This window comes from Nocardia beijingensis NBRC 16342 (genome assembly GCF_001612785.1).
Taxonomy (GTDB): domain Bacteria; phylum Actinomycetota; class Actinomycetes; order Mycobacteriales; family Mycobacteriaceae; genus Nocardia; species Nocardia beijingensis.
Window position 1 is genome coordinate 38669 of record NZ_BDBC01000008.1, and the last position, 24833, is coordinate 63501.

A 24833-nucleotide genomic window follows, 5' to 3' on the forward strand; every position below is an offset into this window, starting at 1 on the left:
GCAGCGGGGGGATTCGAGGAAGCAGGTCGTGCGACGGAACCTGTCCGGTTGTCCGGGGTTACAGGCTTCGCGCCGCTGGCAGCTCCGGGGGAGGGCGGCTGCCCGGCCCCCGCGCTCTGCGCAGTGCCCGCCGCCGGTCCGGAGCCGCCGGACCTCTGGGCGTAGGCCGGTGAGTTCGGTTTGCTCGCAGGGCCGTTCGATGGTTTCGTGCCCCCCGCGTTCGGCGTCGCGTCGGTGCCCTTGGACGAGGTCGGACCGCTGCCGGGTTCGGCGGGTGCCTGGGCTCCCGGCGCGCTGGGAACCGGACCGCGTGCGCCCGCCTCCCCCTTCTGGCTCGCCGCCGACGCGCCAGGACCCGAGGCGGAAGTGCCGCTGCCGGCATTCGGCCGCTGCGCCTTGGCGATGCGTTCGGTGGGCGCGGCGGATGCCGCCGGGCCGCTCTTGTCCGCGGCCGGGGTGCGGTTCGTGGCAGCGCCGGGGCGTGCGTCGGCCCCGGCGGCGTCGGCCGGTTCGGCGCTGCTGGGCGCCGGATTCTTCTCGTCGTTCGGGTCGGACACGCACACCCCTCGTCAAAGCGGAACTGTTTGAACTCGACGGCCAGCCTAATGGTCGTCGCCCGGCGAGGTCCGGCATCAGTCCACGCCGATCCGAACGGACGCCGGGCGACTCGCGCGGCGGACCGCGCAGGGGCGGGAATCGGGGGACGGCATCGCCGGAACGAGCTGGAAACAGCCGTCCGCGGGGCGGCGCACCGCCGGGTGCCGGGCCGGGCCCGGACAGCCGTTCGATGGGGCCGGGCCGGGCACACGGGCCTAGGGCGAAACAGCGGCGGCCCGTCTCCCCGCCCGAGCGAAGCCGCCTGACGAGCAAACCGTCGTGCGGTGCACAATGAACCGCATGACCTCGTTCGGTGACCTGCTCGGACCGCAACCGGTGTTGCTACCAGAACTCTCCGACGCCGAGGACGCGCTCCTCGACGGCGCCGATCCGGTGCGGGTCGCGGCCGAGCACCCCGCCGCCTCCATCGCCTGGGCCCACCTCGCCGAGGCGGCGCTGTCCCGTGGCGAGGCCGGGGACGATGCGGTCAACCACGACATCGTCGCCGCGTACGCGTTCGCCCGCACCGGCTACCACCGCGGTCTCGACCTGCTGCGCCGCAACGGCTGGAAGGGCTTCGGTCCGGTGCCGTGGAGCCACGAACCCAACCGCGGCTTCCTGCGCAGCGTCGGCGCGCTGGCCCGCGCCGCCAAGGCGATCGGCGAGAACGACGAGTACGCGCGCTGCCTGGACCTGCTCGAAGACTGCGACCCCAACGCGGCCGCGGAGCTCGGTCTCGACTGAGTTCGTAGTGATCGGAGCACCGCGTAGCGATTCGATGACGGGTAGCGGCCGGGCGCCGGGTGCGTTCGATCCGATGTCCCGGTTCGGCGTGGCCCGCGCGCGCGGCGCGGCGCGGTTGCGCGCCTCGTGGACCCGGCTGCGCCGATCGGCGCTGCCGATCGTCCAGTGCGCGGTCGGCGCCGCGCTGGCCTGGTTCCTGGCGCATCACGTCATCGGCCACGCGCTGCCGTTCTTCGCGCCGACGGCCGCCGTGGTGTCGATGGGCATCTCCTTCGGCGCGCGGCTGCGTCGCTCGGTGGAGCTGGTGGTCGGTGTCGCGGTCGGCATCGGCATCGGCGATCTGTTCATCTCTTACGCGGGGACCGGCGTGTGGCAGATCGCGCTGGTGGTGGCGGTCGCCATGGCCGCGGCGGTGTTCCTGGACGGCGGTCCGGTCATCACCGTGCAGGCGGCGGGCTCCGCCGTGCTGGTCGCGACGTTGCTGCCGCCCTCGGCGGGCGGCGGCCTTTCCCGCATGATCGACGCCTTGGTCGGCGGTCTGGTCGGCGTGCTGGTGGTCGCCGCGATCCCCCTGCATCCCGTGCGCAGGGCGCGCACGCTGGCCGCGGACATCCTCGGCGTGATGGGTAGATCGATCACCGAGTGCGCCGACGGCCTGCTCGAACAGGATCCGGAGAAGCTGTACCGCGCGCTCACCGCGATGCGCGCCACCCAGCCGCAGATCGATTCCTTGCGCGCCACCCTGGAGGGCGGGCGCGAGATCAGCCGGATCTCGCCGCTGTACTGGAACTCCCGTCCCCGTCTCGAATGCATCAGGGCCACGGCCGATCCGCTGGACAACGCCATCCGCAACACCCGAGTCCTGTTGCGGCGCTCCCTGACTCTGGTGCGCGACGACGAAATCCTCAACCCGGGCTTGATCGACGAAGTGGAGCGGCTCGGCCAGGCCGTCGACGTGGTGCGCCGGATGATGCTGGCCGACCCCGGCGAGCAGCCCGACCGCGCCGAGGCGGCCCGCGTATTGCGCTCGGTCGCGAAGGGCGCGCGACCGGAATTGGTAGCCGGCGCGGGGCTTTCGGCGCATGTCGTCTTCGCGCAGGTGCGTTCGACGCTGGTGGACCTGATGCAGGTGTGTGGCGTGCAACGTATCTCGGCGATTGCCCTGCTGCCGCCGACGGTCAAGAACCCTTACGTGCGGCCCGAGGTCTGAAGCCGTACTACTCAGCGGTATTCGGACATTCGTGCCGGGCACAGTGGTCTGCGCCGGACACGGCGCGCCGCGAATTCGATCTTCGGGTAGTCCGCTACTCGGGTTCCGCGCGTCGTCCGGACGTAGCTTTGCGATGTGACCGCGAGTCGCGGGGTATCGCGGTCGACCGCTTCGCACGTGGACGAAAGGACCTCCCGGCCAAGGGGTGTGGCAGCCGGGAGGGGGCGGGATCGGACACGGCGAAGAAGCGGGGCCGTTCGGCAACCCGACCGGGCGGCCCCGCGCCCGCGCGGCACGGCGAGTCGCCGGAGATCAGGTCCAGAATCGCGTCAGGTAGCTGCCGAAGCGCGACCAGTTCGACGGAACGCCGGACAGTTCGAACAGCGCGTACACCGCGTCGAAGAACACCTGGTTGATCGCGGGCGTGAACAGCAGCGCGAACAGGATCAGCATGCCGAACGGCTTGAACTGGTCGAGCGAGCGCCTGGTCTGGTAGCTCAGCGACGGCTCGACGAGGCCGTAGCCGTCCAGGCCCGGCAGCGGGACCAGGTTCAGCAGCGCCGCCGTGATCTGCAGGAACGCGAGGAAGCTCAGGCCGAACCAGAACGCGGCGTGCGTGCCGGAGCTTCCCCAGATCCGGACGGTCGCCAGCAGCAGCACGGCGCACAGCACGTTCACGGCGGGCCCCGCGCCGCTGATGATCCGCTGCGTGCGCGGCGCGACATTGTGCGTGTGCACGTAGACCGCGCCGCCCGGCAGGCCGATCCCGCCCAGCGCGATGAACACCATGGGCAACACGATCGACAGCAGCGGATGGCTGTACTTCAGCGGGTTGAGCGTCAGATAGCCGCGCAACTCCACTTCGCGATCACCCGCGCGCCACGCCGTGTACGCATGGGCGAACTCGTGCAGGCACAGCGAGACCACCCAGCCGAACACCACGAGGACGAACACACCGGCCTTGGCTCTGGTGGAGTCCAGCGGGGCATCCCAGGCCAGCGCGCCGCCGACGGCGGTCACCACCAGCACGAGCAGGAACACCGGGCTCGGCCGGACCGCACGCGACCGGCGGTTCAGGGAGGAACTCATCGCACCAGCAGCCAGGGTTCGTGATGGCGGTAGAAACTCGAGCGCGGCACCGGGCGATCGGCGCGGACGCCGTCCCTGGTCACGATCGCGCCCGGCGTGCCGAGCTGCACCGCTCGCCCCTCCACCCAGCGTCGTTTGCGGAACCTGCGCCGCACGGCGGCCCGCACACCGGGCGGTTCGAGGCACGGCGAGACGAGCATGGCCGTCACCTCGCCGGAGAACAACAGCGTGTCGTCGACGTAGGCCTCGCCTTCGAGCCGATCGCCGCCGATGCCGGTGATCACCGCCCGTCCCGCGAGCACCTTGCCGGTGTCGTCGCGGACCAGCGGCGCCTCCACGGCGCGGCCTCCGATGGCGCGCTTGGCGGCGGCGTTGCCGGTGCCGGTCTGGTACACACGCGAGGCGTAGGTCTTCTCGACCGGCACGTACCCGATCTCCACGTGCAGGCGCTCGGTGCGCATCAGGTGGGTGAGCACCGCGGCCAGCGCGGCGTCGTCACCCAGCACGATCAGGCGCGGCAGGCTGTCGGCGGCCAGCACGGGGAGCAGCTCATCGATCACGGCGGTATCGGGGACGACGGCCGTCTGGGTGGTCGGCAGCGCCGCGAGCGCGATGGGTACGGGAGCGCCGTCGCAGCGGAGAACATGGGTACTCAAGCTGCCGTACACCCTCCTCGGTTCGAGCCGACACCGTCGGGCCCCTCGCCATCGCCGGGCGAACCCGCTGCGGCTCGCCCGTGCACGCCGCGCTGCCGCTCGGCGTGCCGTGCAACCTTAGCCCTGCCCGGCCGCGGCCACACGGTTGTCGAGCCTACGACGAGATCCGCCGCGCTGCCGCCCGGGACGCGTCGGCTAGACTGTGCTTCCGGCCACCGCCTCAGTACGGCAGGTAGCTGCAACACACCAGTGTTGCCTGTCGAACCGTAGGAGACACGACCATGCCGGCAATCGTCCTGATCGGCGCCCAGTGGGGCGACGAGGGGAAGGGCAAAGCAACCGATCTGCTCGGTGGTCGGGTGAACTGGGTGGTTCGGTACCAAGGCGGCAACAACGCGGGTCACACCGTGGTGCTGCCCAACGGCGACAACTTCGCCTTGCACCTGATCCCCTCCGGCATCCTGACCCCCGGCGTGACGAATGTCATCGGCAACGGTGTCGTCGTCGATCCCGGCGTGCTGCTGGACGAGCTGGCGGGTCTGGAACAGCGCGGCGTCGACACCTCCGGACTGCTGCTCTCGGCCGACGCGCACTTGATCATGCCGTACCACGTGGCCATCGATAAGGTCACCGAACGCTTCCTCGGCAACAAGAAGATCGGCACCACCGGCCGCGGTATCGGGCCGTGCTACCAGGACAAGGTGGCCCGCGTCGGCGTGCGGGTGGCGGACGTGCTGGACGAGAAGATCCTCACCCAGAAGGTCGAGGCGGCGCTGGAGTTCAAGAACCAGGTGCTGGTCAAGATCTACAACCGCCGCGCGCTCGACCCGCAGCAGGTGGTGGACGAGGTGCTCACCCAGGCCGACAGCTTCAAGCATCGGATCGCCGACACCAGACTGCGGCTGAACCTGGCGCTGGAGCGCGGTGAGACGGTGCTGCTGGAAGGCTCGCAGGGCACCCTGCTCGACGTGGACCACGGCACCTACCCGTATGTCACCTCGTCGAACCCGACCGCGGGCGGCGCTGCCGTCGGCGCCGGCATCGGACCCAACAAGATCAACACGGTGCTCGGCATCCTGAAGTGCTACACCACCAGGGTCGGTTCCGGGCCGTTCCCCACCGAACTGTTCGACGAGTTCGGCGCCTACCTGGCCAAGACCGGCGGCGAGGTCGGCGTCACCACCGGGCGCGCCCGCCGCTGCGGTTGGTTCGACGCGGTGATCGCGCGCTACGCCACCCGGGTCAACGGCATCACCGACTACTTCCTCACCAAACTGGACGTTCTATCCAGTCTGGAGACGGTGCCGATCTGCGTCGCCTACGAGGTCGACGGCGAGCGGGTCGAGCAGATGCCGACCACGCAGACCGAATTCCATCACGCCAAGCCCATTTTCGAGGAAATGCCCGGTTGGTGGGAAGACATTTCCGGTGCGCGCACCTTCGAGGAGCTGCCCGCCAACGCCAAGGCGTACGTGTTGCGATTGGAGGAGCTGTCCGGCGCGCGTATTTCTTGCATCGGCGTGGGTCCCGGGCGCGACCAGACCATCGTCCGGCACGACGTACTGGGTTAGAACCTGTTCGAATTCCGCGTCGGCCAGCGGAAATTCGGCAAGATCACCAGAAATTCGCCACATCTATCGTGCTCGCTCGGCTTCGATCATGATCGGTGAAGAACTACAGTTAGAACATGGCTCGGAACTGGCCGATGATCGAGCGCGAGAGCGAATTCGAGGCGATCCGTGCGGCGCTGACCGGTCCGGAGCACGTCGGCGTGGTATTGACCGGCGACGCCGGGGTGGGCAAGACCACCCTGGCCCGGCATGCCACCTCCGCGATCGGGGGCAACGTCCGCTGGGTGGCGGGCACCGAGTCGGCACGCAGCATCCCGCTGGGCGTGTTCGCGCACATGGTCGGGGTCTACACGGCGCACGACCCGGTCACGTTCATGTCGGCGGCGCGCGAGGCGTTGCTCGCCGACGGTGACACGGTGATCGGCGTCGACGACGCGCACCTGCTCGATCAGCTCTCCGCCACGCTGCTGCTGCAACTGGCGATCGACAAAGCCGCGCACATCGTGGTGACCGTGCGCAGTGGAGTCCAGGTGCCGGACGCGGTCACCTCACTGTGGAAAGACGGCCACCTGACCCGCATCGACCTGCGGCCGTTCACCCAGCGTCAGAGCGTCGAACTGGTGGAGTCGATGCTCGGCGGGCAGCTCGAGGGGTTCACCGCCAATCTGATGTGGGAGTCCTCCGCCGGGAACGCGCTGTTCCTGCGGCATTTGGTCGAGGGAGCGCTGGAGGCGGGCACGCTGCGTCAGGTCAACGGCGTGTGGCAACTGCGTGGACGCGCGGCGGTGACCTCGGAGCTGGCCGCGCTGCTGGAAGACCGGGTCGAGCAGTTGCCGGAGCCGGTGCTGCGGGTGCTGGAACTGCTGACCTTCTGCGAGCCGATCGATCTCGACGTGCTCGCCGAATTGGCGGGCGAGGACGCGGTGGAAGCCGCCGAAACGCGCGGCGTGATCCGGGTGGTGGAGAATTCGCGCGACCTGATCGTGCGCTACAACCACCCGCTGTTCGGTGAGGTGATCCGCCGCAGGCTCGGCATCGCCTCGGCGCGGCGGCTGCGCGGCCGGTTGTATTCGTCGCTCAAGGAACGCCGGATAAATTCCGCCGCCGACCGCATCCGGCTTGCCGAATTGGCGTTGGACAGTGATAAATCCGCGGATCTGGAATTGTTCGAGGCGGCCGCGGCCGACGCGATCGGTCTGGCGAATCTGCCGCTCGGCGAGCGTTTCGCCCGCGCCGCGGTGGAGCGGCGCGGCGGTGTGGAGGCCGCCGACCTGCTGGCGCGCGCCCTGCTCTGGCAGGGGCACCGGATCGAGGCCGAGCGCACCCTGGCCAGCTTCGACCCCGACCAGCTCGACGAGGTGCAGCTGGCGCGCTGGGGCAGCACCAGGGTGGCGAACCTGTTGTGGGCCATGGGCGATGCCGATCGCGCCGACGAGGTGCTGAAGCTGGTGCGCGGGAAGGTGCGGCATCCGAAGATCGCGGCCATCTTCACCGGTCTGGCGTCCGCCAGCCTGGTGAACGAGAACCGCGTCGACGACGCGATCGCCGAGGCGGAGGCGGTGATGTCCGCCGACGGCGCGCCGCCGTGGGCGGTGTGGTGGGCGTCGTTCGGCGGCGGCTTGGCGTCGGCGTTGATGGGTAAGGCCGAGGACGCCAGGAAGTACGCGGCCCGCGGGCACGAGGTGGAAGAGCACATCGACGGGCTCAACCGCTTCATGTCCACGCACGCCGAGGTGCTCGCCTTGGCCTTCGCGGGCGATCTGGAGGCCGCCAGGCGCTGCGCGGGGGCGTTCGTCGGCTATTCCGCGCCGGGCCAGTATCTGGCCTGGGGTATGTCGAAGATCCTGCAAGGCACCGTCGATGTGGCGCAGGGCCGGTTCCTGGACGGCATCGAGAATCTGGAACAGGCGCTGGCCGCATTGGCCGCGGAGGGCGCGGCCGCGTGGATGTTCCCCGCGCGAATCCGTCTGGCCGAAGCGTATTCGGCGCTCGGGCGGGCCGGCGAGGCCGCCGAGTCGATCGGGGACGCCACCGCGCGGGGCGGCAGGCACAGCGCCGTGTACGAACCGCAGCTGGAAGTGGCCCGCGCTTGGCTGGCCGCCGCCGAGGGAACCGTGACGCCCGCCATCCGCATCGCGGTGGGTGCCGCGGACGCGGCCGCGCGCTCGCATCAGCACGCGATCGAGGCCATGGCGCTGCACACCGCGGCTCGCTTCGGCGACCATTCCGTGTCCGGACGACTGGCGGAACTGGCCGACCGGGTGGAAGGGCGGCTGGTACAGGCACAAGCGCGCCACGCGGTGGCGCTCGCCGCCCACGATGGACCCGGGCTGGACGCGGCCGCAGCCGAATTCGAGCGCATCGGCGCGCTGCTGTCGGCCGCCGACGCCGCGGCGCATGCCGCCTCGGCGCACGAGCGCGCCGGGGATCGGCGCAAGTTGCTGGAGTCCGCCGCCACGGCCAACCGGCTCGCCGCGGCCTGCGGTGGAGCGAGCACCCCCGCGCTGCGGCAGGCCGCGCAGCCGTTGCCCTTGACCGCGCGGGAACGCGAGATCGCCAACCTCGTCGCCGCGGGCCTGTCCAACCGGCAGATCGCCGACCGGCTCACCGTTTCGGTGCGCACTGTCGAAGGCCATCTCTACCGAGCCTGTATCAAGATGGACGTCACCGATCGGGAGTCCCTCGGCGCGCTGATGCGCGGCGAGTCCGGGAGCGTGGGATGACCGTGCGGCCGAGCGCGGTGATCGCGGCGATCGCGACCGCACTGGTCCTGGCCGCCGGATGCTCGGACCGGCAGCCGCAGCCGGTCCCCAGTTCCGCGCCTCGCTCGGCGGCGGTGCCGCCCAAGACCGAGACGCCGCAGGAGCGCAACGCCCGGATCAGGCAGAAACTGATCGAACTCGGCTGCTCGACGAACGCCTGCATCCAGACCTATTTCGGCTGCGAGGACGGCTACATCACGGGAGAACCCTGCGACTTCTACCGCGCCCACCCGGGGCTGTAATTTTTCCAGCGCCTGCGGCGCTGGGTGTTCGCGGCCCCCTTGTGGCTCGCGTACGGCGGATGCTCGGTCTCGCTTCGCTCGAAACCGGTGGTTGAGGTGCGCTGGGCGCGTCGGTGTCGCGGCTCGCTGCCGGGGGCACGCCCGTTTGTCGTGGCTGGTGTCGGTTTTCGACCGACCCGGCAGCGGTCGTTCAGAACAAGGTGGGCTCGCCGAAGCCTGGGGTGCGCTCGATGGCCAAGAGGCGCTGCTTGGTGTCGATGCCACCGGGGGCGGAGAAGCCGTGTAAGGCGTGATCGGCGGCCAGGACGCGGTGGCACGGGATGATCAGCGGGATCGGGTTACGGCCCAGGGCTTGGCCGACCGCCTGTGCGCCGCCGGGGGCGCCGACGAGATGGGCGACCTGGCCGTAGCTGAGGGTGTGGCCCGGGTCGATGGCGCGCGTGACGGTGTAGACAGCGCGGTGGAATTCCGGAATACCGCTGGTGTCCAGGGCGATCCAGCGCAGGTCGTCGAGGTCGCCCGCGAGGTGGGCGCGGATGCCCGCGATGGCAGCGGCCACCGCGCCTGTGGGTGGCTCCTCATGGATCCGCGCGCCGGCGCGACCGCGCGTGATGCGCGCCAGGGTGGCCGCTCGGCTCGCCTCGGGGAGCTGGAAACGGACCACGCCGTGCTCGTTCCACGCGATCGCGCAGCAGCCGATCGCGGTGTCGAACAGAGCCGCCGCGATCGGGGCGGACGGTGCGGAACGGCCGGAGACCATGGGCTCGGTGGTCGTGCCGGTGGCCTCGGTCGCCGGGTGATCGGAGGCGAGGCGAGTGGCGTCACTCATGAGCCAAGTCTGCACCGCGGGACCGACAAGTTCGCAATGATCAGTCCAGTATTCCGAAACTGGCCTTCGATATGCGACGCGCTCACAGCGCATCGCCACGGCTGTGGATCGCGGCGAGGTCGGAGTATCTGCGCTGGTACTCGTAGTACGAGACGGGCTGGTCTGACATCGGTGTACCGGGGTGGAAGCGTTCGAGACGGAACGCGCGGGTGTCGCGTTCCGGCGCGAATCGGTAGATCAGGAAACCGAGCAGGGCGGCTGGGAGCACGGTGGCGAGGACGGTCATGTCCGTCAGCGTGCGCGCCACTGGCCTTGCCAATAAATATCCAATCAGCCGATACTGGACCGTATGGCGACGAGAGTGATCGGCGCGGGCAGCCTGGCTCGCGATCTGGGCCATTGGCGGCACGCCCATGACGGCGATCCGGATTCGGGCGGGCGGCGCTCCACCCGCCCGGCCTACTTGGCGCTCGCCGAGGGCATCCGGCTGCTGATCCACGACGGGCGCGCGCCGCTTGGCGTCGCCTTGCCCAGCGAACGGGATCTCGCCGCGACCCTCGGAGTCAGCCGCACCACCATCACCTCCACCTACGCGCTGTTGCGCGAGCACGGCTACTTGATCAGCCGCCAGGGCTCGCGCAGCACGGTGGCCCTGCCCCGCGACGTGCAGCACGACGGCGTCAAACCGGCCAGGAGCATCCTGGCGATGATGGGCTCGCCCGAGCTGCCCACCGTCGACATGACCTATGCCGCCATGGCCGCCCCGCTGGAGATGCAGGACGCGTATTCGGTTGCTTTGGAGGGGATTCCCGCGTACCTCGGCACGCACGGCATGGACCCGGTCGGCGTGCTCCCCCTCCGCGAGGCCATCGCCCGCCGCTACACCGCGCGCGGGTTGCCCACCGAGCCCGATCAGATCCTGGTCACCCTCGGCGCCCAGCACGGCTTGCGCCTGCTGCTGAACGTGCTCACGGTGCCCGCCGCCCGCGTGCTCATCGACCATCCGACCTACCCGAACGCCATCGAGGCGATCCGCGACGTTGGCGCGCGGCCGGTGCCGGTGCCGCTGCGCCCGGAGGACCCGGCGGGCGGCTGGGACCTCGACGGCATCCGCAGCGCCGCGCGGCAGACCGCGGCGGGCCTGGCCTATCTGGTGCCGGACTACAACAACCCGACCGGCCTGCTGCTCGACGCCGACGGCCGCGCCGAACTGGCCGCCATCGCGCGGGATACCAGGATGACCATCGTGATCGACGAATCCATGGCGGATCTCGGGCTCGGCGCCGAGGTTCCGCCGCCGCCGGTCGCCGCCTTCGCCAAGGGCTCGGAGATCGTGACCATCGGCTCGGCCTCGAAATCGTTCTGGGGCGGTCTGCGCGTCGGCTGGATCCGGACCAGTCAGGCGCTGATCACCAAGCTGCTCGGCATCCGCTCCACGGTCGACCTCGGCACCCCCGTGATGGATCAGCTTGCCACCGTGCATCTGCTGGAGCACGCGGAGACGATCCTCGACCGGCGCAGGGACCAGTTGCGTTCGCAGCGCGCCGCGCTGCTCGACGCGCTCGCCGAGGAACTGCCGGACTGGCGGGTCACCGTCGGCGCGGGCGGTATGTCGGTGTGGGCGCAGCTGCCGAGCTCGGTGTCGACGGCGTTGGCCGCCACGGCGCCCAACCACGGCGTATTGCTCGCGGCCGGGCCCCGATTCGGCGTGCAAGGCGCGTTCGAACGGTTCCTGCGGTTGCCGTTCACCCATCAGGAACCCGAATTGCGTTTGGCGGTCAAGGCCATCGCGTCCGCCTACGCGGCGCTCACGCCGCGCGCCGCGGACCCGTTGACGCCGTTGACCTGCTACTGAGGCGATTTCGCCGAAGTTGGGAGCGCCTCCGCCTGCGGTATGCTCCGGCACCGCCGAGCACGATCGGCCCGCCACCCCTCGGGGCCGGCCCTCGTCGTGTTCGGGTGGTGCGGAAGCTCGCACGGCGCGGAGGCCTCCAGCTCGAGCGGCGGTCAAGGAGCGGACCGGATGAGATCGGCGATTCTCGAAAGCCACCAGCTCGCGGACAGTATGGCAGGCCCGGTGCCGAACTGTCGAACCGGTTGGTATGTTGCAAGATTCAATTATCGAACCGCGGGCGGGGTGGCGGCGCGCCACCCCGCCCGGCGCTCACTCGGCCCAGACCGCTTCGATGGGGGTGGCGGTGGTGGGCGGCGGGGTCGGAATCCCGTTCGGGGTGCGGGAGAATCGCGGCGCGGGGGCATGCTGGGTGATGTTCTCCAGCTCCAGCAGCGAGCCGCGAGCCGCGATGTGCTCGTTGCGCGTCGCCTCCTCGAACGTGAGCACGGGGGAGACGCACGCGTCGGTGCCGACGAAGATCTCGGCCCACTCGTCCCGCGTCTTGGTCCGGAAGCGTTCGGCGAAGAGCTTTTTCAGCGTGTCCTGCCCGGCGGGATCGAGCTGGAACGGCAGGCCGTCCGCGTCGATCTCCAGTCCGGCGAGCAGCTGGGCGTAGAACTGCGGTTCGATCGCGCCGACCGCCATGTACTTGCCGTCGGCGGTCTCGTAGGTGTCGTAGAACGACATTCCGGTGTCGAGCAGGTTCACGCCGCGCTCATCGGACCAGGCGCCCGCGCCGCGCATGCCCCAGATCATGTGCGAGAGGGCGAGGGCGCCATCGACCATGGCCGCGTCGATCACCTGGCCCTTGCCGGACTGCTGCCGCTCGACCAGCGCGGCGAGGATGCCGAACACCAGGAACATCGAGCCGCCGCCGAAATCGCCCACCATGTTCAGCGGCGGAACGGGGCGCTCGCCCTTGCGGCCGATGGCGTGCAGCACGCCGGTGATGGAGATGTAGTTGATGTCGTGTCCGGCGCGATCGGCCAGCGGGCCCTCCTGTCCCCAGCCGGTCATCCGTCCGTAGACCAGGCGCGGGTTGCGGGCGAGCGCGTCGTCGGGGCCGATGCCGAGCCGCTCGGTGACGCCGGGGCGGAAGCCCTCGATCAGCACGTCCGCCTTCTCGACCAGGCCGAGCACCTTCTCGATGTCGGCGGGGTCCTTGAGGTTGGCCTCGACGATGGTCCGGCCGCGCAGCTGCGGACGGTCGAATCCACCGGGCAGCTGGCCGGCCCGCTGCACCCGCACCACGTCGGCGCCCAGATCGGCGAGCAGCAGCGCGGCGTGCGGACCCGGGCCGATCCCGGCCAGTTCGATGACCTTGATGCCCGCGAGCGGGCCCTGCTTGGCGGTGGATGGAGTGCTCACGCCCTACCTCGGTTCGTCGTTCGATCCAGCGCACCGGTGGCCGGTGCGTCCTCCCGGAAGCCACCGGGAGAGATGTATTGACAGTATGACAATAACGTGGGGGCCGGAGCCCTGGGCCTACTCGAACATCGAACGGCGCCGAGTTCGACGGCTCGCCCGATGGTGCGCCCGGCTCTAGGCTGCACGTGTGGAAGCGCTGTCTGATCAGGGGTGGTACAACCTTCTCGCCGGTCTGGCGATCGTGGTGGGTCTGGCCGGGATCGTCGTGCCGATCCTGCCGGGCGTCATCCTGATCTTCGCGGCCATCGCCGTGTGGGCCTTCCTCACCGGAGGCGCAACGGCTTGGACGGTTTTCGCGATCAGCGCGGTGCTGCTCGTGCTCTCCGGTGTCGTCAAATACACCTGGCCGGGGCGACGGATGAAAGACGCGGGAGTGTCCAACCGCGCGCTCCTGCTCGGCGCGATCCTCGGTGTGGTCGGCTTCTTCGTGATCCCGGTGGTCGGCCTGTTCGTCGGTTTCGTTCTCGGCGTCTACCTCTGGGAACTCCAGCGGCTGCGGGTCAACCGGCAGGCGTGGCAGGCGACGGTGCACGCGTTGAAGGGCGTCGGCCTGTCCATGCTGATCGAGCTGTTCGGCGCGTTGCTGGCCACCGGGGTCTGGCTCGCGGGCGTCTTCGCCGTCTGAGCGTCACCGATCGATGGCGGGGAACGGGATCGTGTCGCCCGCACGGTTTCCCGGGAGTTCGTCGCGGCGCAGCCGGAGGGTCGGCGGTTCCGGGCGGTGCAACGGCAGCGTGGGGGGCGGATCGTCGCTGACGACGCGCTCGCGGGCCGGAAGCCGGTAGAACGCGCGGGCGTTGTCCTCGAGCACCGCGTACATGTCGGTGCCCACCACGTCGCAGAGCAGGTCCACGTCCGAATCCCGGAACGGGCGTCCGGCTCTGGTGCCGGGCAGATCGGTGCCGAACATGAGGGCTTCCGGATTCACCGCGTGCACCCGGCGCAGCGTGTCGGCGACGTTCATCGCGACCCGGCCGAAACCGGTCGCCTTCACCTTCGCTCCGCGGTCGACCAGGTCCAGCAGGAAGGGCACCCCTTCGGCGGACATGCCCAGATGGTCGACCGAGAGCGCGGGCAGCTTGGAGATGACCGGTTGCAGCGAGGCCAGCATCGTGCCGTCGATGTAGACCTCGACGTGCCAGCCGGCCAGGTCGTAAGCGCGCAGCGCCTGCAACGTCATGCCGGTGATGTCGGTGGCCGCGCGCTTGAGGTTGAAACGCAACGCGCGCACGCCGATCCGGTCGAGTTCGAGGATCTCCTCGTCGGTGGCGTCCAGATCGAGCCGGGTGACGCCGACCCAGCCCTCGCCCAGTTCGGCGAGGGCGGCCTTCAGGTAGGTCTGGTCCGTGCCCTGGAACGACCCGCTGACCACGGCGCCGCCGCTGATGTCGTAGCGCGCCATGCGCTTGCGGTAATCGGCGATGGTGAACGGGTCGGGCAGGTAGCCCTCGTTCTCGGCCAGCGGGAACCGCGGGTCGAAAATGTGCAGGTGGGCATCGAACACTTGTACAGAATGCCTCAGGGTCGGATTTTCCGCTGCCAGAGCTGGGGTGTCGCGATGGCGGCGGAGGCGGTCACTCGGTGGGTGATCAGACCTTGTGCGGTTCGCTGGCGCGCAGCATGTCCTCGCGCTCGACGACCTTGACGCGCTCGCGGCCCTCCGGCTCGCCGAGGGAGCGTTCGTGCGCGTCGAGGCGGTACCAACCGGCCCAGGTGGTGAACGGGATGCCCTTGCCCTCGAGGAACTCGATGACGGCCTCTGGCTCGGGCCGCTCGGCCGGGGTGAAGCCGGGAGCGTCGTCCAGCAGGCAGGCGATGGTCTCGTTGGCGTCGCCCTTGGTGTGGCCGATCAGGCCGACCGGGCCGCGCTTGATCCAGCCGGTGACGTAGGTGGCGGGCATGTAGCGCGCGGCGCCGTCGGCGTTCTCGTCGACGAGCACGCGACCGGCTTCGTTCGGCACGGTGCCGGCCTGGTCGTCGAACGGCAGGTTGGTCAGGTTCTGCGACAGGTAGCCGACGGCGCGGTAGACCGCCTGCACATCCCAGTCCTTGAACACGCCGGTGCCCTTGACGTTGCCGGTGCCGTCGAGCTGGGTTCGCTCGGTGCGCAGGCCGACGACCTTGCCGTTCTCGCCGAGGATTTCGGTGGGGGACTCGAAGAAGTGCAGGAACAGCTTGTGCGGCCGGTCGCCCGCGTCGCGGATGGCCCACTGCTCGAGCGTGTTGGCCACCATGTCGACCTGCTTGGAGTGCCGCCGCGCGGCTTCGGAGCCCTCGTCGTAGTCGATGTCCTCGGGGTCGACGATGACTTCGATGGTGGGCGAGTGGTCGAGTTCGCGCAGTTCCAGCGGGGTGAACTTGGCCTGCGCCGGGCCGCGGCGGCCGAAGACGTGCACCTCGACGGCCTTGTTGGCCTTGAGGCCCTTGTAGACGTTCGGCGGGATCTCCGTCGGCAGCAGCTCGTCGCCGGTCTTGGCCAGCACACGGGCGACGTCGAGGGCGACGTTGCCGACGCCGAGGACGGCGACCTTCTCCGCGTCCAGCGGCCAGGTGCGCGGAACGTCGGGGTGGCCGTCGTACCAGGAGACGAAGTCGGCGGCGCCGTAGGAGCCGTCGAGGTCGATGCCGGGGATGGGCAGGGCGCGGTCGGCGTTGGCTCCGGTGGAGAAGATCACCGCGTCGTAGAAGGCGCGCAGGTCGTCGAGGGTGATGTCGGTGCCGTAGTCGATGTTGCCGAGCAGGCGCACCTGCGGCTTGTCGAGGACCTTGTGCAGGGCGGTGATGATGCCCTTGATCCGGGGGTGGTCGGGCGCGACGCCGTAGCGGATCAGGCCGAACGGCGCGGGCATGCGCTCGTAGAGGTCGATCGACACCTCGGCGTCGGACTTCATCAACGCGTCGGCGGCGTAGATCCCGGCCGGTCCGGCGCCCACGATCGCGATGCGGAGCGGGCGGGTCCTCGCGGTGTGCGCGTCAGGCCCGGAGGAGGAAGCCTGCGTCACCACGGAGGGCTCGCGGACACCGCCATCCTCTACTGCACTCTGTTCGGTCATCTTCTTACGCGCACCTTATGGTCGAAACAATTAATGACGTCTGGGCTTAGCTTAGGCTAAGTTGACGCACCGGTTCGGTCGCACCCGTCCGGTGCGGACGCGGGCGTTGCCGGCTCGTGGCTGCACGGTGCTCCGTTCGCCGCGGCGTGGAGCTGCCGATTCGCTATGACAGCAGGCCGCCGTCCCGCGATTCTATCGGGATGGCCGATGCCGCCCCGCGTCGGTGCGTGAACCTGGCGGATGCCACCCACGGCCATGATCGTCGTCTACCCGCTCGCGCCCGGTCTATCGCCGCCCCTCGCTTCGGATCGGCGTCGCGCCCGGTCCGCAGCCGGGGGCCGAGCGCTGGATACCCGCGCCGACCAGGGATCATCGACTCATGACCGAACAGCATCCCGCCGCGGACGAGGACGAGATCACCCGCGTCGATCAGACCGACAAACGGTCGGTGGTCCCGTTCGTCGCCGCCGCGGTGGTCGCGGCGATCGTGCTGATCGCGATCGTGCTCGGCGGTGTGCTGTCGCCCGCTGAGAAAAATGTCACAGAGGCCGACCGCATCGCGGCGGCCGTCCGCAACTTCGTCGACGGCGCCAACCGCAGCGACGCCGTGCCGCCGCCCGGCACCGCGTGCCAGGGTTTCGACGCGAGCCACTCACCGTTGGCGGGCCAGGACGGCGCAGGAAAGCCGGTCGAGATCACCAGAATCGACTCGCCCATGGTGGACGGCGACCGCGGCAAGGCGAACGTCACCACGAAGGTGGACGGGCAGGAGAGGACGACGACCTGGAATCTCACCAGGTCCGGTGACAAGTGGCTGGTGTGCACCTGAGCGTTCGCGCAGGGTGCGCCACCGTTTGACACGGTGACCCGGGTCGGTGCAATCTCAGTCGAAGGTCATGAGAACCAGTGTCAAGCCCCGGCATTGCTGGTCGGCAACCCTCCTCCGCGGTGGGGTGCTCCGGGTGACGACCTGGCGGCGCCTCGGTCCCGGGCGCGGCAAGTGCGGATTCACAGGAGGTGCACATGAGTTATGCCGGTGACATCACCCCGCAGCAGGCATGGGAGCTGTTGCAGGACAATCCGGAAGCGGTCCTGGTGGACGTGCGGACGGAAGCGGAATGGAAGTTCGTCGGCGTCCCCGACACGAGTTCGATCGAACGGCCGACCGTGCTGATCGAGTGGGTCGACTCGACGGGCGCGCGCAACGAGGCGTTCGTCGAGCAGTTGAAGCAGGCGCTCGACGGGCACGACCCCGAGGCTCCGGTCGTCTTCCTCTGTCGCTCCGGTCAGCGTTCGGTCGGCGCGGCGATCGCCGCCACCTCGGCGGGTTACCGCACCTCCTACAACGTGCTGGAGGGCTTCGAAGGCCCGCTCGACGAATTCGGGCATCGCGGCGGCTCCGGCTGGCGTGCCATCGGACTGCCGTGGCGGCAGTCGTGATCACCGGCGGCGCGTTCGACAAGCCGCTGCCCGACGGCGTCGGCCCCGCGACGCTCGGCGTGCGCGGCGGACTGCGGCGCTCCGGGTTCGAGGAGACCGCGGAGGCGCTCTACCTGACCTCCGGCTTCGTCTACGAGAGCGCCGAGGCCGCCGAGGCCGCGTTCACCGGCGAGGTCGAACATTTCGTCTACTCCCGCTACGGCAACCCGACGGTGGCCATGTTCGAGGAGCGGATGCGCCTGCTCGACGGGGCCGAGGCGTGCTTCGCGACCGCCAGCGGCATGTCCGCGGTGTTCACCGCGCTCGGCGCGCTGCTGGGCGCGGGCGACCGGTTGGTGGCCGCGCGCAGCCTGTTCGGCTCGTGCTTCGTGGTGTGCAACGAGATCCTGCCGCGCTGGGGCGTGGAGACCGTCTTCGTCGACGGCGAGGATCTCGACCAGTGGGAACAGGCGCTGTCGGTGCCAACGCAGGCGGTCTTCTTCGAGACGCCGGCCAATCCGATGCAGACGCTGGTCGACGTGCGGCGGGTGACCGAGCTGGCGCACGCGGCGGGCGCGAAGGTCGTGCTGGACAACGTGTTCGCCACCCCGCTGCTGCAACGCGGCTTCGAACTCGGCGCCGACGTGGTGGTCTACTCGGGCACCAAGCACATCGACGGCCAGGGCCGCGTGCTCGGCGGCGCGATCCTCGGCGCCAAGGACTACATCGATGGGCCGGTCAAAACGCTGATGCGCCACACCGGTCCCGCGCTCAGCCCGTTCAACGCGTGGACCCTGCTCAAAGGCTTGGAGACGATGCCGCTGCGGGTCCGCCATTCGACGGAGTCCGCGCTGCGCATCGCCCGCTTCCTGGAGAGCAACCCGGCCGTCAGCTGGGTGCGGTACCCGTTCCTGGAATCGCATCCGCAGTACGCGCTGGCGACCAGCCAGATGAGCGCGGGCGGCACCGTGGTGACCTTCGAGCTGAACGCCCCCGAGAACGAGGCGAAGAAGCGCGCGTTCGAAGTCCTCAACCGGTTGCGCATCGTCGACATCTCCAACAACCTGGGTGACGCCAAGAGCCTGATCACCCATCCGGCCACCACGACGCACCGCGCCATGGGCCCCGAGGGCAGGGCCACGATCGGCCTGTCCGACGGCGTCGTGCGCATCTCGGTGGGTCTGGAAGACGTGGAAGACCTGCTCGGCGACCTCGAGCAAGCCCTCGCCTGAGCGCGACCAGTCAGCGGATCGGCACGGTGACGCCGGGTGACGACGGCGCGCCGTGCAGCACCAGGTGGGTCGGAACCTCGTCCTTTTTGTCGTTCTTCTTGCCGTTCTTGTTCTTGCCGGGCAGGTCGAAGGCCAGCCGGATCGTGCTGACGCGACCGGGAGCGACGCGCACGAAGTCGCCGCCGGACGGGTTCAGCTCGGCGGTGCCCGCCGCGTCGGGCGGCAGCGAGTGGCCGCCAGTGGTGACCAACCGCTGGTCGGCGAAGGCAAGGGTCTGTTCGCGGTCGGACACATTGGTGACGGTCAGCGTCACAATCGTGCGGGCGCCACTGGCGGCTGCGGCGTCGGAAACCACGTCGGTCACGGTGAAAGCGAAGTCGCCGTCGCGCACGGCGGGTGCGGAACCGGCGGGTTGCCCGCCGGCCGATGGCAGCGAATCGCTCGACGGAGCGGCTCGACCGGTCGTCGTCCCCGCGACGGGCGCGGACCCGATGTCGATGCCGCCGATCACCAGCCACAGCGCCGCCGTGACCACCAGCGCCGCTGCGGCGGCGGTCAGCCACCGGAGCTTCGGCCGAGGACCGTGCTGCCAGGGCGGGGCGGGTGGCCGGACCTCGCGCGGTAGTTGCGACGGGGTGGCGGCGGGCATGATCCGGGTCGGCGTGCGGCCCGCAGGCGCCGCGGAACGGACCGGCGGGCTCGGTGGTGCGGGCGTGGACCGGACCGGCGGGCTCGGTCGTGCGGGCGTGAAACGGTTCAGGGCTGCTGCCGCCGCCGCGGCGAATTCCCCCGCGCTGCCGTAGCGTGCGTCCGGCTCCTTGGCCATTCCCTTGGCGATGACGTCGTCGAGCGCGGGTGGGACGCCGGGGGCGGCCCGTGATGCGCGGGGCGGTTCGGTCATCAGATGCGCGCGCATCTGCTGGGCCGGATCGCCCGCACCGTAGGGCGGTCGCCCGGTGAGGGTCTCGTAGAGCACGCAGGCCAGCGAATAGACATCCGACCTGGCATCGACCGTGCCGGTGAAGCGCTCCGGCGCCATGTACCCCAGCGTGCCCACCACCAGCCCGGTCGCGGTGAGCGCCGTGCCGTCGGCGGCGCGGGCGATGCCGAAATCGATCAGATACACGAAACCGCTGGTATGCAGAAGGATGTTGCCCGGCTTCACATCCCGGTGCACGAGTCCGGCCGCGTGCGCGGCATCCAGCGCCTCGGCGGCCTGGGCGATGACGTCGACGGCCCGGTCCGGCGGCAGTGCGCCCGATCTCAATCGGGTGCCGAGATCGACGCCATCGATGTAGGCCATCTCCAGGTACAGGTGGCCGTCGACCTCGCCGAACGCGTGAATGGGCACGATGTGCGGGTTGCGCGCCCGAGCCCCGAGCCGCGCCTCCCGCTCGAAGCGCTGCCGATAGAGCGAATCGGCGGTATATGCCGCGGACAGCACCTTGAGCGCCACGGCGCGGCCCTCCCGGTCGTGCGCCAGCCACACCTCGCCCATGCCGCCACGACCCAGCAGGCGCTCGAGGGAGTAGTTCCCGAACGTGCCACCGGCACTCTGCACGGACATGCCTCGACGGTAGCGCCGGGTTCGGCCGCGGGCGCGGGCGGCCGGGCGTCGTCTTCGGCGCTGTCGACGCGACGCGTAGAGGCTGTCGGGGCCCGAGTGACGGCCGCGGGCGCCGGGCGTCCGGCTGGTCAGCTGCCGGTGGTGCGTTCGATGTCGGTGAGGTGGGCGATGTTGGCCTGGTCGTCCGGGGCGGAGCTCGGTTCGGTGGTGAACCAGGCGTCGAGGATTTCCCTGAGTTCGGCGCTCGAGGTCGAACGCAGGCTCAAGGCAAGGACATTCGCGTCGTTCCAGGTGCGGGCGCCCGCCGCGGTCGAGGCGTCGGCGCAGAGCGCGGCGCGGACGCCGGCGACCTTGTTGGCGGCGATCGATGCGCCGGTGCCGGTCCAGCAGCAGACGACGGCCTGGTCGGCGCGGCCCGCGGCGACGTCGCGGGCGGCCGCTTCGCTGGCCCAGGCCCAGTCGTCGCGTTCCTCGCCGGACAGCGCGCCGTGCAGGACGAGTTCGTGGCCGCGCTCGCCCAGTTCGTCGACCAGTTCCGCGGCCACCCCGACCCGCTCGTCCGCCGCCACCGAGATTCGCATGCGTCCAGCGTAGTTCGCGGACCCGGCCTCATTGACAGCATACTGTCATTTATGACAGTATGCTGTCATGAAGACAGTGCACATGGCCGTTTACGACACGCTCGCCGACTGGGAGGTGGGCGCGGCCACCGCGCACATCAACAAGCCGAACTGGCATCGGGAACCCGGAACGTGGCAGGTGCGAACGGTCGGCCCGACGGCGGAACCGATCACCACGCTGGGTGGCATGCGCATCGTGCCGGACCTCGCGCTCGCCGAGCTGACACCCGCGGACAGCGCGATGCTGATCCTGCCGGGCGCGGAGACCTGGGAAGGGCCGCAACTGGATCCGTTCGCGCACAAAGCGCGCGAATTCGTGGACGCCGGTGTTCCGGTCGCCGCGATCTGCGGCGCGACCTTCGGCTTGGCCAAAGCGGGCCTGCTCGACACGCGCGAGCACACCAGCAATGTCGCGGAATACCTGCGATACAGCGGTTATTCGGGCGCGGACAACTATGTCGACCGGCCTGCCGTCACCGACGGTGACGTGATCACCGCCGGAGCGGGCGCGCCGTTCGAATTCGCGCGCGAAGTGCTCGGCAGGCTCGGCGTCTACGAGCCGCACGTGCTGGACGGCTGGTACCGGCTGTTCGCGCACTCCGATCCGGCCGGATGGGCGGTGCTCGCGGAATACGACGCGCAGCACGCGTGAGCGATAATCGCCGGTGATCCGGCCGGATCACCGGCATCGGGAGGCGACGCATGACCCCGGAACAGGAATTGTTCGCCGCGGCGGCGATCACGTCGTTCCGTTTGAACGGGCAGTTCCTCGGCGTGGCCGAGGAACTGGCGCGACCGGCGGGCCTGACCGCCGCTTGGTGGCAAGTGCTCGGTGCGGTGCTGCGCGCGCCGCTACCGGTCGCCGGCATCGCCCGCGACATGGGCATCACCCGCCAGAGCGTCCAGCGCATCGCGGATCTGCTGGTGGACAAGGGACTCGCCGAATACCGGCCCAATCCCGCCCACCGGCGGGCGAAACTCGTCGCGGTCACCGACGCGGGCCGGGCCGCGGTGCACCGCATCAACCCGCAGCACAAGGTGATGGCCGAACGGCTCGCGCACGAACTCGGCCGCGAGCAACTCGTGCGCACCGTCGAGGTGCTCACCACGCTGTCCGCCGCGATCGACGCGATCACCACGGACGGCGGCTAGCCGCGGCGACGATCCGAGTCGTGTTCGACGCATGCACGTCGTGGGCGATGTGGGGCGCGGAAGTTCTTCGAGCGCCGACGCGCGGCAGCAGCTGCTGTCCGGTCGACGAGCGGCAAGCTTCCGTCACCCGGAACCTGGAGGCCGGTAACGGCAGCGTGGTTTGTCGCAGGTGCGGGCTGCCGTCGGTCGGCGCACGATTCAGTCGGCGAACGGTGACTCGGTCTTGCCGATCAGATCGGCGACCGAGTCCACCACCATCGTCGGGCGGTAGGGGTAGGCCTCGAAGGACGCGCGGGTGGAGATACCCGAGGTGACCAGGATGGTGCGCATGCCCGCTTCCAGGCCGGAGATGACGTCGGTGTCCATCCGGTCGCCGATCATCACCGTGGACTGGGAATGGGCGCCGATGCGGCGCAGCGCGGAGCGCATCATCAGCGGATTCGGCTTGCCGACGTAGTACGGGTCGCGGCCGGTGGCGCGGGTGATCAGCGCGGCCACCGAGCCGGTCGCGGGCAGCGAACCGTCGCGGGAAGGGCCGGTCGGGTCCGGATTGGTCGCGATGAACCGGGCGCCTCGCTCCACCAGCCGGATCGCGGTGGTGATCGCCTCGAACGAGTACGTCCTGGTCTCGCCGAGGACCACGTAGTCCGGGTCGCTGTCGGTCAGCACGTAGCCGATCTCGTGCAACGCCGTGGTGAGCCCGGACTCGCCCACCACGTACGCGGTGCCGTTAGGGCGCTGTTCGTTCAGGAAGGTGGCGGTGGCCAGCGCGGAGGTCCAAATCGCTTCTTCGGGGATGTCCAGGCCGGTGTGCCGCAGCCGCGCCTGCAGATCGCGCGGCGTGCGGATCGAATTGTTGGTCAGCACCAGGAAGGGCGTGTCGTTGGCGCGCAGTTCGGCGAGGAACTTGTCGGCGCCCGGGATGAGGTGGTCCTCGTGCACCAGCACGCCGTCCATATCGGTCAAGTAGGACAGGATCGGCTCGTCGTCTGCGTTCACGCGGCCATTATCCGTTATCGGCCAGCACCCGCCACGGCGGAAACATTTCACCCCTTCGGCGGCGTTCTCCGCATGAAGATCATCCGCGCCGGGCCGTCGGCGCGGAGGACGGCAGGGTTGACTACTGTCGATGACGGATCGCGATGGCGGCGAAACGAAACGCGAGGAGCGTGGCAGATGAGCGGACTCAAGCTCGGATACAAGGCATCGGCGGAGCAGTTCGGTCCCCGTGAACTCGTCGAGATCGCGGTGCTGGCCGAGGAACACGGCTTGGACAGCGCCACCGTGAGCGACCATTTCCAGCCCTGGCGGCACAAGGGCGGCCACGCGCCGTTCTCGCTGGCCTGGCTGGCCGCGGTCGGCGAGCGCACCGAGCGCATCCAGCTCGGCACGTCGGTGCTCACCCCGACGTTCCGCTACAACCCCGCGGTGATCGCGCAGGCGTTCGCCACCCTCGGCTGCCTGTACCCCGACCGCGTCATGCTCGGCGTCGGCACCGGTGAGGCGCTCAACGAGATCGCCACCGGGTACACCGGCGAATGGCCGGAATTCAAGGAGCGTTTCGCGCGCCTGCGGGAGTCGGTCGACCTGATGCGCGCCCTGTGGACCGGCGACCGCGTCGACTTCGACGGCGAGTACTACAAGACCGTCGGCGCCTCCATCTACGACGTGCCCAAGGGCGGGATCCCGATCTATGTCGCCGCGGGCGGCCCGCTGGTCGCGCGGTACGCCGGGCGCGCGGGCGACGGCTTCATCTGCACCTCGGGCAAGGGCATGGACCTCTACACCGAGAAGTTGATGCCCGCCGTCGCCGAGGGCGCGGCGAAGGCGGGGCGCAGCGCCGACGACATCGACCGGATGATCGAGATCAAACTCTCCTACGACACCGATCCGGAGCTGGCCAGGGAGAACACCCGGTTCTGGGCTCCGCTGTCGCTCACCGCGGAGCAGAAGCACAGCATCACCGACCCGATCGAGATGGAGGCCGCCGCCGACGCGCTGCCCATCGAGCAGATCGCCAAGCGCTGGATCGTCGCCAGCGACCCCGACCAAGCGGTGGAACAGATCAAGCCCTACCTCGACGCGGGCCTCAACCACCTGGTCTTCCACGCCCCCGGCCACGACCAGCGCCGTTTCCTCGACCTCTTCCAGCGCGACCTGGCCCCCCGCCTCCGCGCCCTGGCTTAGCCGTCCGCGAGTGGCACACCACGGAGAAGCCCTTCTCGGCCGATGCCACGGCGGTGTGCCACTCGCGGGGCTACGCCCGCCGGAGGGCGAAGATGCGCAGATCGCGGGTGGTGCGGGTGCGGTAGGCGGCGTAGGCGCCGGTGATGTCGACGAAGCGTTGGAAGATGGCGTCTTTGTCGGGGTCCGGGACGGGTGTCGCGGTGACCTGGATGCGCTCGCCCGCGATCGCCACCGTCGCGGTGGGGTTGGCCAGGAGGTTCGCGGTCCAGGCGGGGTGGTGCGCTTGCCCGAAGTTGCTGCCGATCACGTAGAGGGTGTCGCCGTCGTGCACGTACAGCAACGGCTGGGTGCGCGGTTGGCCCGACTTGCGTCCGATGGTGGTGAGCAGGATGACCGGCGCGCCGATCGGGCCGAGCACGGTGTATTTCGCGCCGGTGCGCTCCAGAACCGCCCGGTCCAGTGGGGTGAGGGCCCGAACGAGCCGGGAGCCCGGCTTCGTCGCCGCGAATCTGCTTGCCGCACGAGCGAATAGGTTGGTCCGCGAACCCCACTGCCGATCCGGAAATTGCTCAGCCATGCCC

The 24833-nt window shown here is 69.9% G+C and carries 25 protein-coding genes and 1 riboswitch; of the genes, 14 read left to right on the forward strand and 11 right to left on the reverse strand.

Features of this window, described 5'->3' with window-relative positions:
• Positions 1–207 precede the first annotated feature (207 nt).
• The 3 genes from NB3_RS34795 to NB3_RS04095 all read left to right on the forward strand — a co-directional run bounded on the left by NB3_RS34795 (position 208) and on the right by NB3_RS04095 (position 2551).
• Positions 208–588, forward strand: a complete 381-nt coding sequence (locus NB3_RS34795) for a hypothetical protein (protein ID WP_157111507.1) — start codon at positions 208–210, stop codon at positions 586–588.
• 309 nt (positions 589–897) lie between these two features.
• Positions 898–1341: a DUF3151 domain-containing protein gene (locus tag NB3_RS04090; protein WP_067796953.1), complete on the forward strand. Its 444-nt coding sequence runs from the start codon at positions 898–900 to the stop codon at positions 1339–1341.
• Between the two features lie 73 nt (positions 1342–1414).
• Positions 1415–2551: an FUSC family protein gene (locus NB3_RS04095; RefSeq protein ID WP_174553165.1), complete on the forward strand. Its 1137-nt coding sequence runs from the start codon at positions 1415–1417 to the stop codon at positions 2549–2551.
• A gap of 312 nt (positions 2552–2863) precedes the next feature.
• On the opposite strand, the gene NB3_RS04100 is transcribed toward NB3_RS04095, so the two are convergent.
• Together NB3_RS04100 and NB3_RS04105 are read right to left on the reverse strand one after the other, a co-directional pair.
• Entirely contained in the window at positions 2864–3640 is a 777-nt protein-coding gene (locus NB3_RS04100) for a site-2 protease family protein (RefSeq protein ID WP_067796710.1), read from the reverse strand.
• On the reverse strand, positions 3637–4296 hold the full coding sequence (locus tag NB3_RS04105; protein ID WP_244891762.1) for a hypothetical protein: 660 nt from the start codon (positions 4294–4296) through the stop codon (positions 3637–3639). Before NB3_RS04105 ends, NB3_RS04100 begins: the two co-directional genes overlap by 4 nt.
• A gap of 281 nt (positions 4297–4577) precedes the next feature.
• Between NB3_RS04105 and NB3_RS04110 the strand changes: the two genes are divergently transcribed.
• The 3 genes from NB3_RS04110 (at position 4578) to NB3_RS04120 (ending at position 8871) form a co-directional block, all read left to right on the forward strand.
• Positions 4578–5867, forward strand: a complete 1290-nt coding sequence (locus tag NB3_RS04110; RefSeq protein WP_067796716.1) for an adenylosuccinate synthase — start codon at positions 4578–4580, stop codon at positions 5865–5867.
• A 116-nt stretch (positions 5868–5983) separates the two neighbouring features.
• Positions 5984–8590, forward strand: a complete 2607-nt coding sequence (locus tag NB3_RS04115; protein WP_067796719.1) for a helix-turn-helix transcriptional regulator — start codon at positions 5984–5986, stop codon at positions 8588–8590.
• Positions 8587–8871, forward strand: a complete 285-nt coding sequence (locus NB3_RS04120; RefSeq protein ID WP_067796721.1) for a hypothetical protein — start codon at positions 8587–8589, stop codon at positions 8869–8871. The genes NB3_RS04115 and NB3_RS04120 overlap by 4 nt, the downstream gene beginning before the upstream one ends.
• Positions 8872–9061: 190 nt before the next feature.
• On the opposite strand, the gene NB3_RS04125 is transcribed toward NB3_RS04120, so the two are convergent.
• Together NB3_RS04125 and NB3_RS04130 are read right to left on the reverse strand one after the other, a co-directional pair.
• Positions 9062–9631: a methylated-DNA--[protein]-cysteine S-methyltransferase gene (locus NB3_RS04125; protein WP_067796959.1), complete on the reverse strand. Its 570-nt coding sequence runs from the start codon at positions 9629–9631 to the stop codon at positions 9062–9064.
• Positions 9632–9782: 151 nt separating this feature from the next.
• Positions 9783–9986, reverse strand: a complete 204-nt coding sequence (locus NB3_RS04130) for a hypothetical protein (protein WP_157111509.1) — start codon at positions 9984–9986, stop codon at positions 9783–9785.
• Between the two features lie 63 nt (positions 9987–10049).
• Between NB3_RS04130 and yczR the strand changes: the two genes are divergently transcribed.
• A complete protein-coding gene (yczR, locus tag NB3_RS04135) occupies positions 10050–11555 on the forward strand; it encodes a MocR-like transcription factor YczR (protein ID WP_067796728.1) in 1506 nt (501 codons plus the stop codon).
• 309 nt (positions 11556–11864) lie between these two features.
• Here the strand turns inward: yczR and NB3_RS04140 are convergent, their stop codons facing one another.
• Positions 11865–12962: a CaiB/BaiF CoA transferase family protein gene (locus NB3_RS04140; protein ID WP_067796731.1), complete on the reverse strand. Its 1098-nt coding sequence runs from the start codon at positions 12960–12962 to the stop codon at positions 11865–11867.
• A gap of 187 nt (positions 12963–13149) precedes the next feature.
• Between NB3_RS04140 and NB3_RS04145 the strand changes: the two genes are divergently transcribed.
• Positions 13150–13647 carry a DUF456 domain-containing protein gene (locus NB3_RS04145; protein WP_244891763.1) on the forward strand — a complete coding sequence of 166 codons (498 nt, stop codon included), beginning with the start codon at positions 13150–13152 and terminating at the stop codon, positions 13645–13647.
• A gap of 3 nt (positions 13648–13650) precedes the next feature.
• On the opposite strand, the gene NB3_RS04150 is transcribed toward NB3_RS04145, so the two are convergent.
• Together NB3_RS04150 and NB3_RS04155 are read right to left on the reverse strand one after the other, a co-directional pair.
• On the reverse strand, positions 13651–14526 hold the full coding sequence (locus NB3_RS04150; protein ID WP_067796734.1) for an amidohydrolase family protein: 876 nt from the start codon (positions 14524–14526) through the stop codon (positions 13651–13653).
• 85 nt (positions 14527–14611) lie between these two features.
• Entirely contained in the window at positions 14612–16075 is a 1464-nt protein-coding gene (locus NB3_RS04155) for an FAD-dependent oxidoreductase (protein WP_228828138.1), read from the reverse strand.
• 379 nt (positions 16076–16454) lie between these two features.
• Between NB3_RS04155 and NB3_RS04160 the strand changes: the two genes are divergently transcribed.
• The 3 genes from NB3_RS04160 (at position 16455) to NB3_RS04170 (ending at position 18726) form a co-directional block, all read left to right on the forward strand.
• Positions 16455–16904: an Rv0361 family membrane protein gene (locus NB3_RS04160; protein WP_067796737.1), complete on the forward strand. Its 450-nt coding sequence runs from the start codon at positions 16455–16457 to the stop codon at positions 16902–16904.
• 63 nt (positions 16905–16967) lie between these two features.
• Positions 16968–17084: riboswitch (SAM riboswitch) on the forward strand.
• Between the two features lie 14 nt (positions 17085–17098).
• A complete protein-coding gene (locus NB3_RS04165) occupies positions 17099–17515 on the forward strand; it encodes a rhodanese-like domain-containing protein (RefSeq protein ID WP_067796972.1) in 417 nt (138 codons plus the stop codon).
• Positions 17512–18726 (forward strand): O-succinylhomoserine sulfhydrylase, encoded by a 1215-nt coding sequence (locus NB3_RS04170; protein ID WP_067796968.1) that lies wholly within the window; start codon positions 17512–17514, stop codon positions 18724–18726. Before NB3_RS04165 ends, NB3_RS04170 begins: the two co-directional genes overlap by 4 nt.
• Before the next feature lie 10 nt (positions 18727–18736).
• On the opposite strand, the gene NB3_RS04175 is transcribed toward NB3_RS04170, so the two are convergent.
• Both NB3_RS04175 and NB3_RS04180 read right to left on the reverse strand, forming a co-directional pair.
• Positions 18737–20293 (reverse strand): protein kinase domain-containing protein, encoded by a 1557-nt coding sequence (locus NB3_RS04175; protein WP_067796739.1) that lies wholly within the window; start codon positions 20291–20293, stop codon positions 18737–18739.
• A 128-nt stretch (positions 20294–20421) separates the two neighbouring features.
• Complete coding sequence (locus NB3_RS04180; RefSeq protein WP_067796741.1) at positions 20422–20874, reverse strand: RpiB/LacA/LacB family sugar-phosphate isomerase; 453 nt, start codon at positions 20872–20874, stop codon at positions 20422–20424.
• Positions 20875–20941: 67 nt separating this feature from the next.
• Between NB3_RS04180 and NB3_RS04185 the strand changes: the two genes are divergently transcribed.
• A complete protein-coding gene (locus NB3_RS04185; RefSeq protein WP_067796744.1) occupies positions 20942–21565 on the forward strand; it encodes a type 1 glutamine amidotransferase family protein in 624 nt (207 codons plus the stop codon).
• A 50-nt stretch (positions 21566–21615) separates the two neighbouring features.
• Positions 21616–22065: a MarR family winged helix-turn-helix transcriptional regulator gene (locus NB3_RS04190; RefSeq protein ID WP_067796746.1), complete on the forward strand. Its 450-nt coding sequence runs from the start codon at positions 21616–21618 to the stop codon at positions 22063–22065.
• A gap of 198 nt (positions 22066–22263) precedes the next feature.
• Here NB3_RS04190 and NB3_RS04195 read toward each other — a convergent pair whose 3' ends face one another.
• Positions 22264–23022, reverse strand: a complete 759-nt coding sequence (locus tag NB3_RS04195) for an HAD-IIA family hydrolase (RefSeq protein WP_174553166.1) — start codon at positions 23020–23022, stop codon at positions 22264–22266.
• A 219-nt stretch (positions 23023–23241) separates the two neighbouring features.
• On the opposite strand from NB3_RS04195, the gene fgd reads away from it, so the two are divergent.
• A complete protein-coding gene (gene fgd / locus NB3_RS04200; protein ID WP_067796748.1) occupies positions 23242–24252 on the forward strand; it encodes a glucose-6-phosphate dehydrogenase (coenzyme-F420) in 1011 nt (336 codons plus the stop codon).
• Between the two features lie 70 nt (positions 24253–24322).
• On the opposite strand, the gene NB3_RS04205 is transcribed toward fgd, so the two are convergent.
• Positions 24323–24829 (reverse strand): nitroreductase/quinone reductase family protein, encoded by a 507-nt coding sequence (locus tag NB3_RS04205; protein WP_067796751.1) that lies wholly within the window; start codon positions 24827–24829, stop codon positions 24323–24325.
• Between the last annotated feature and the right edge of the window lie 4 nt (positions 24830–24833).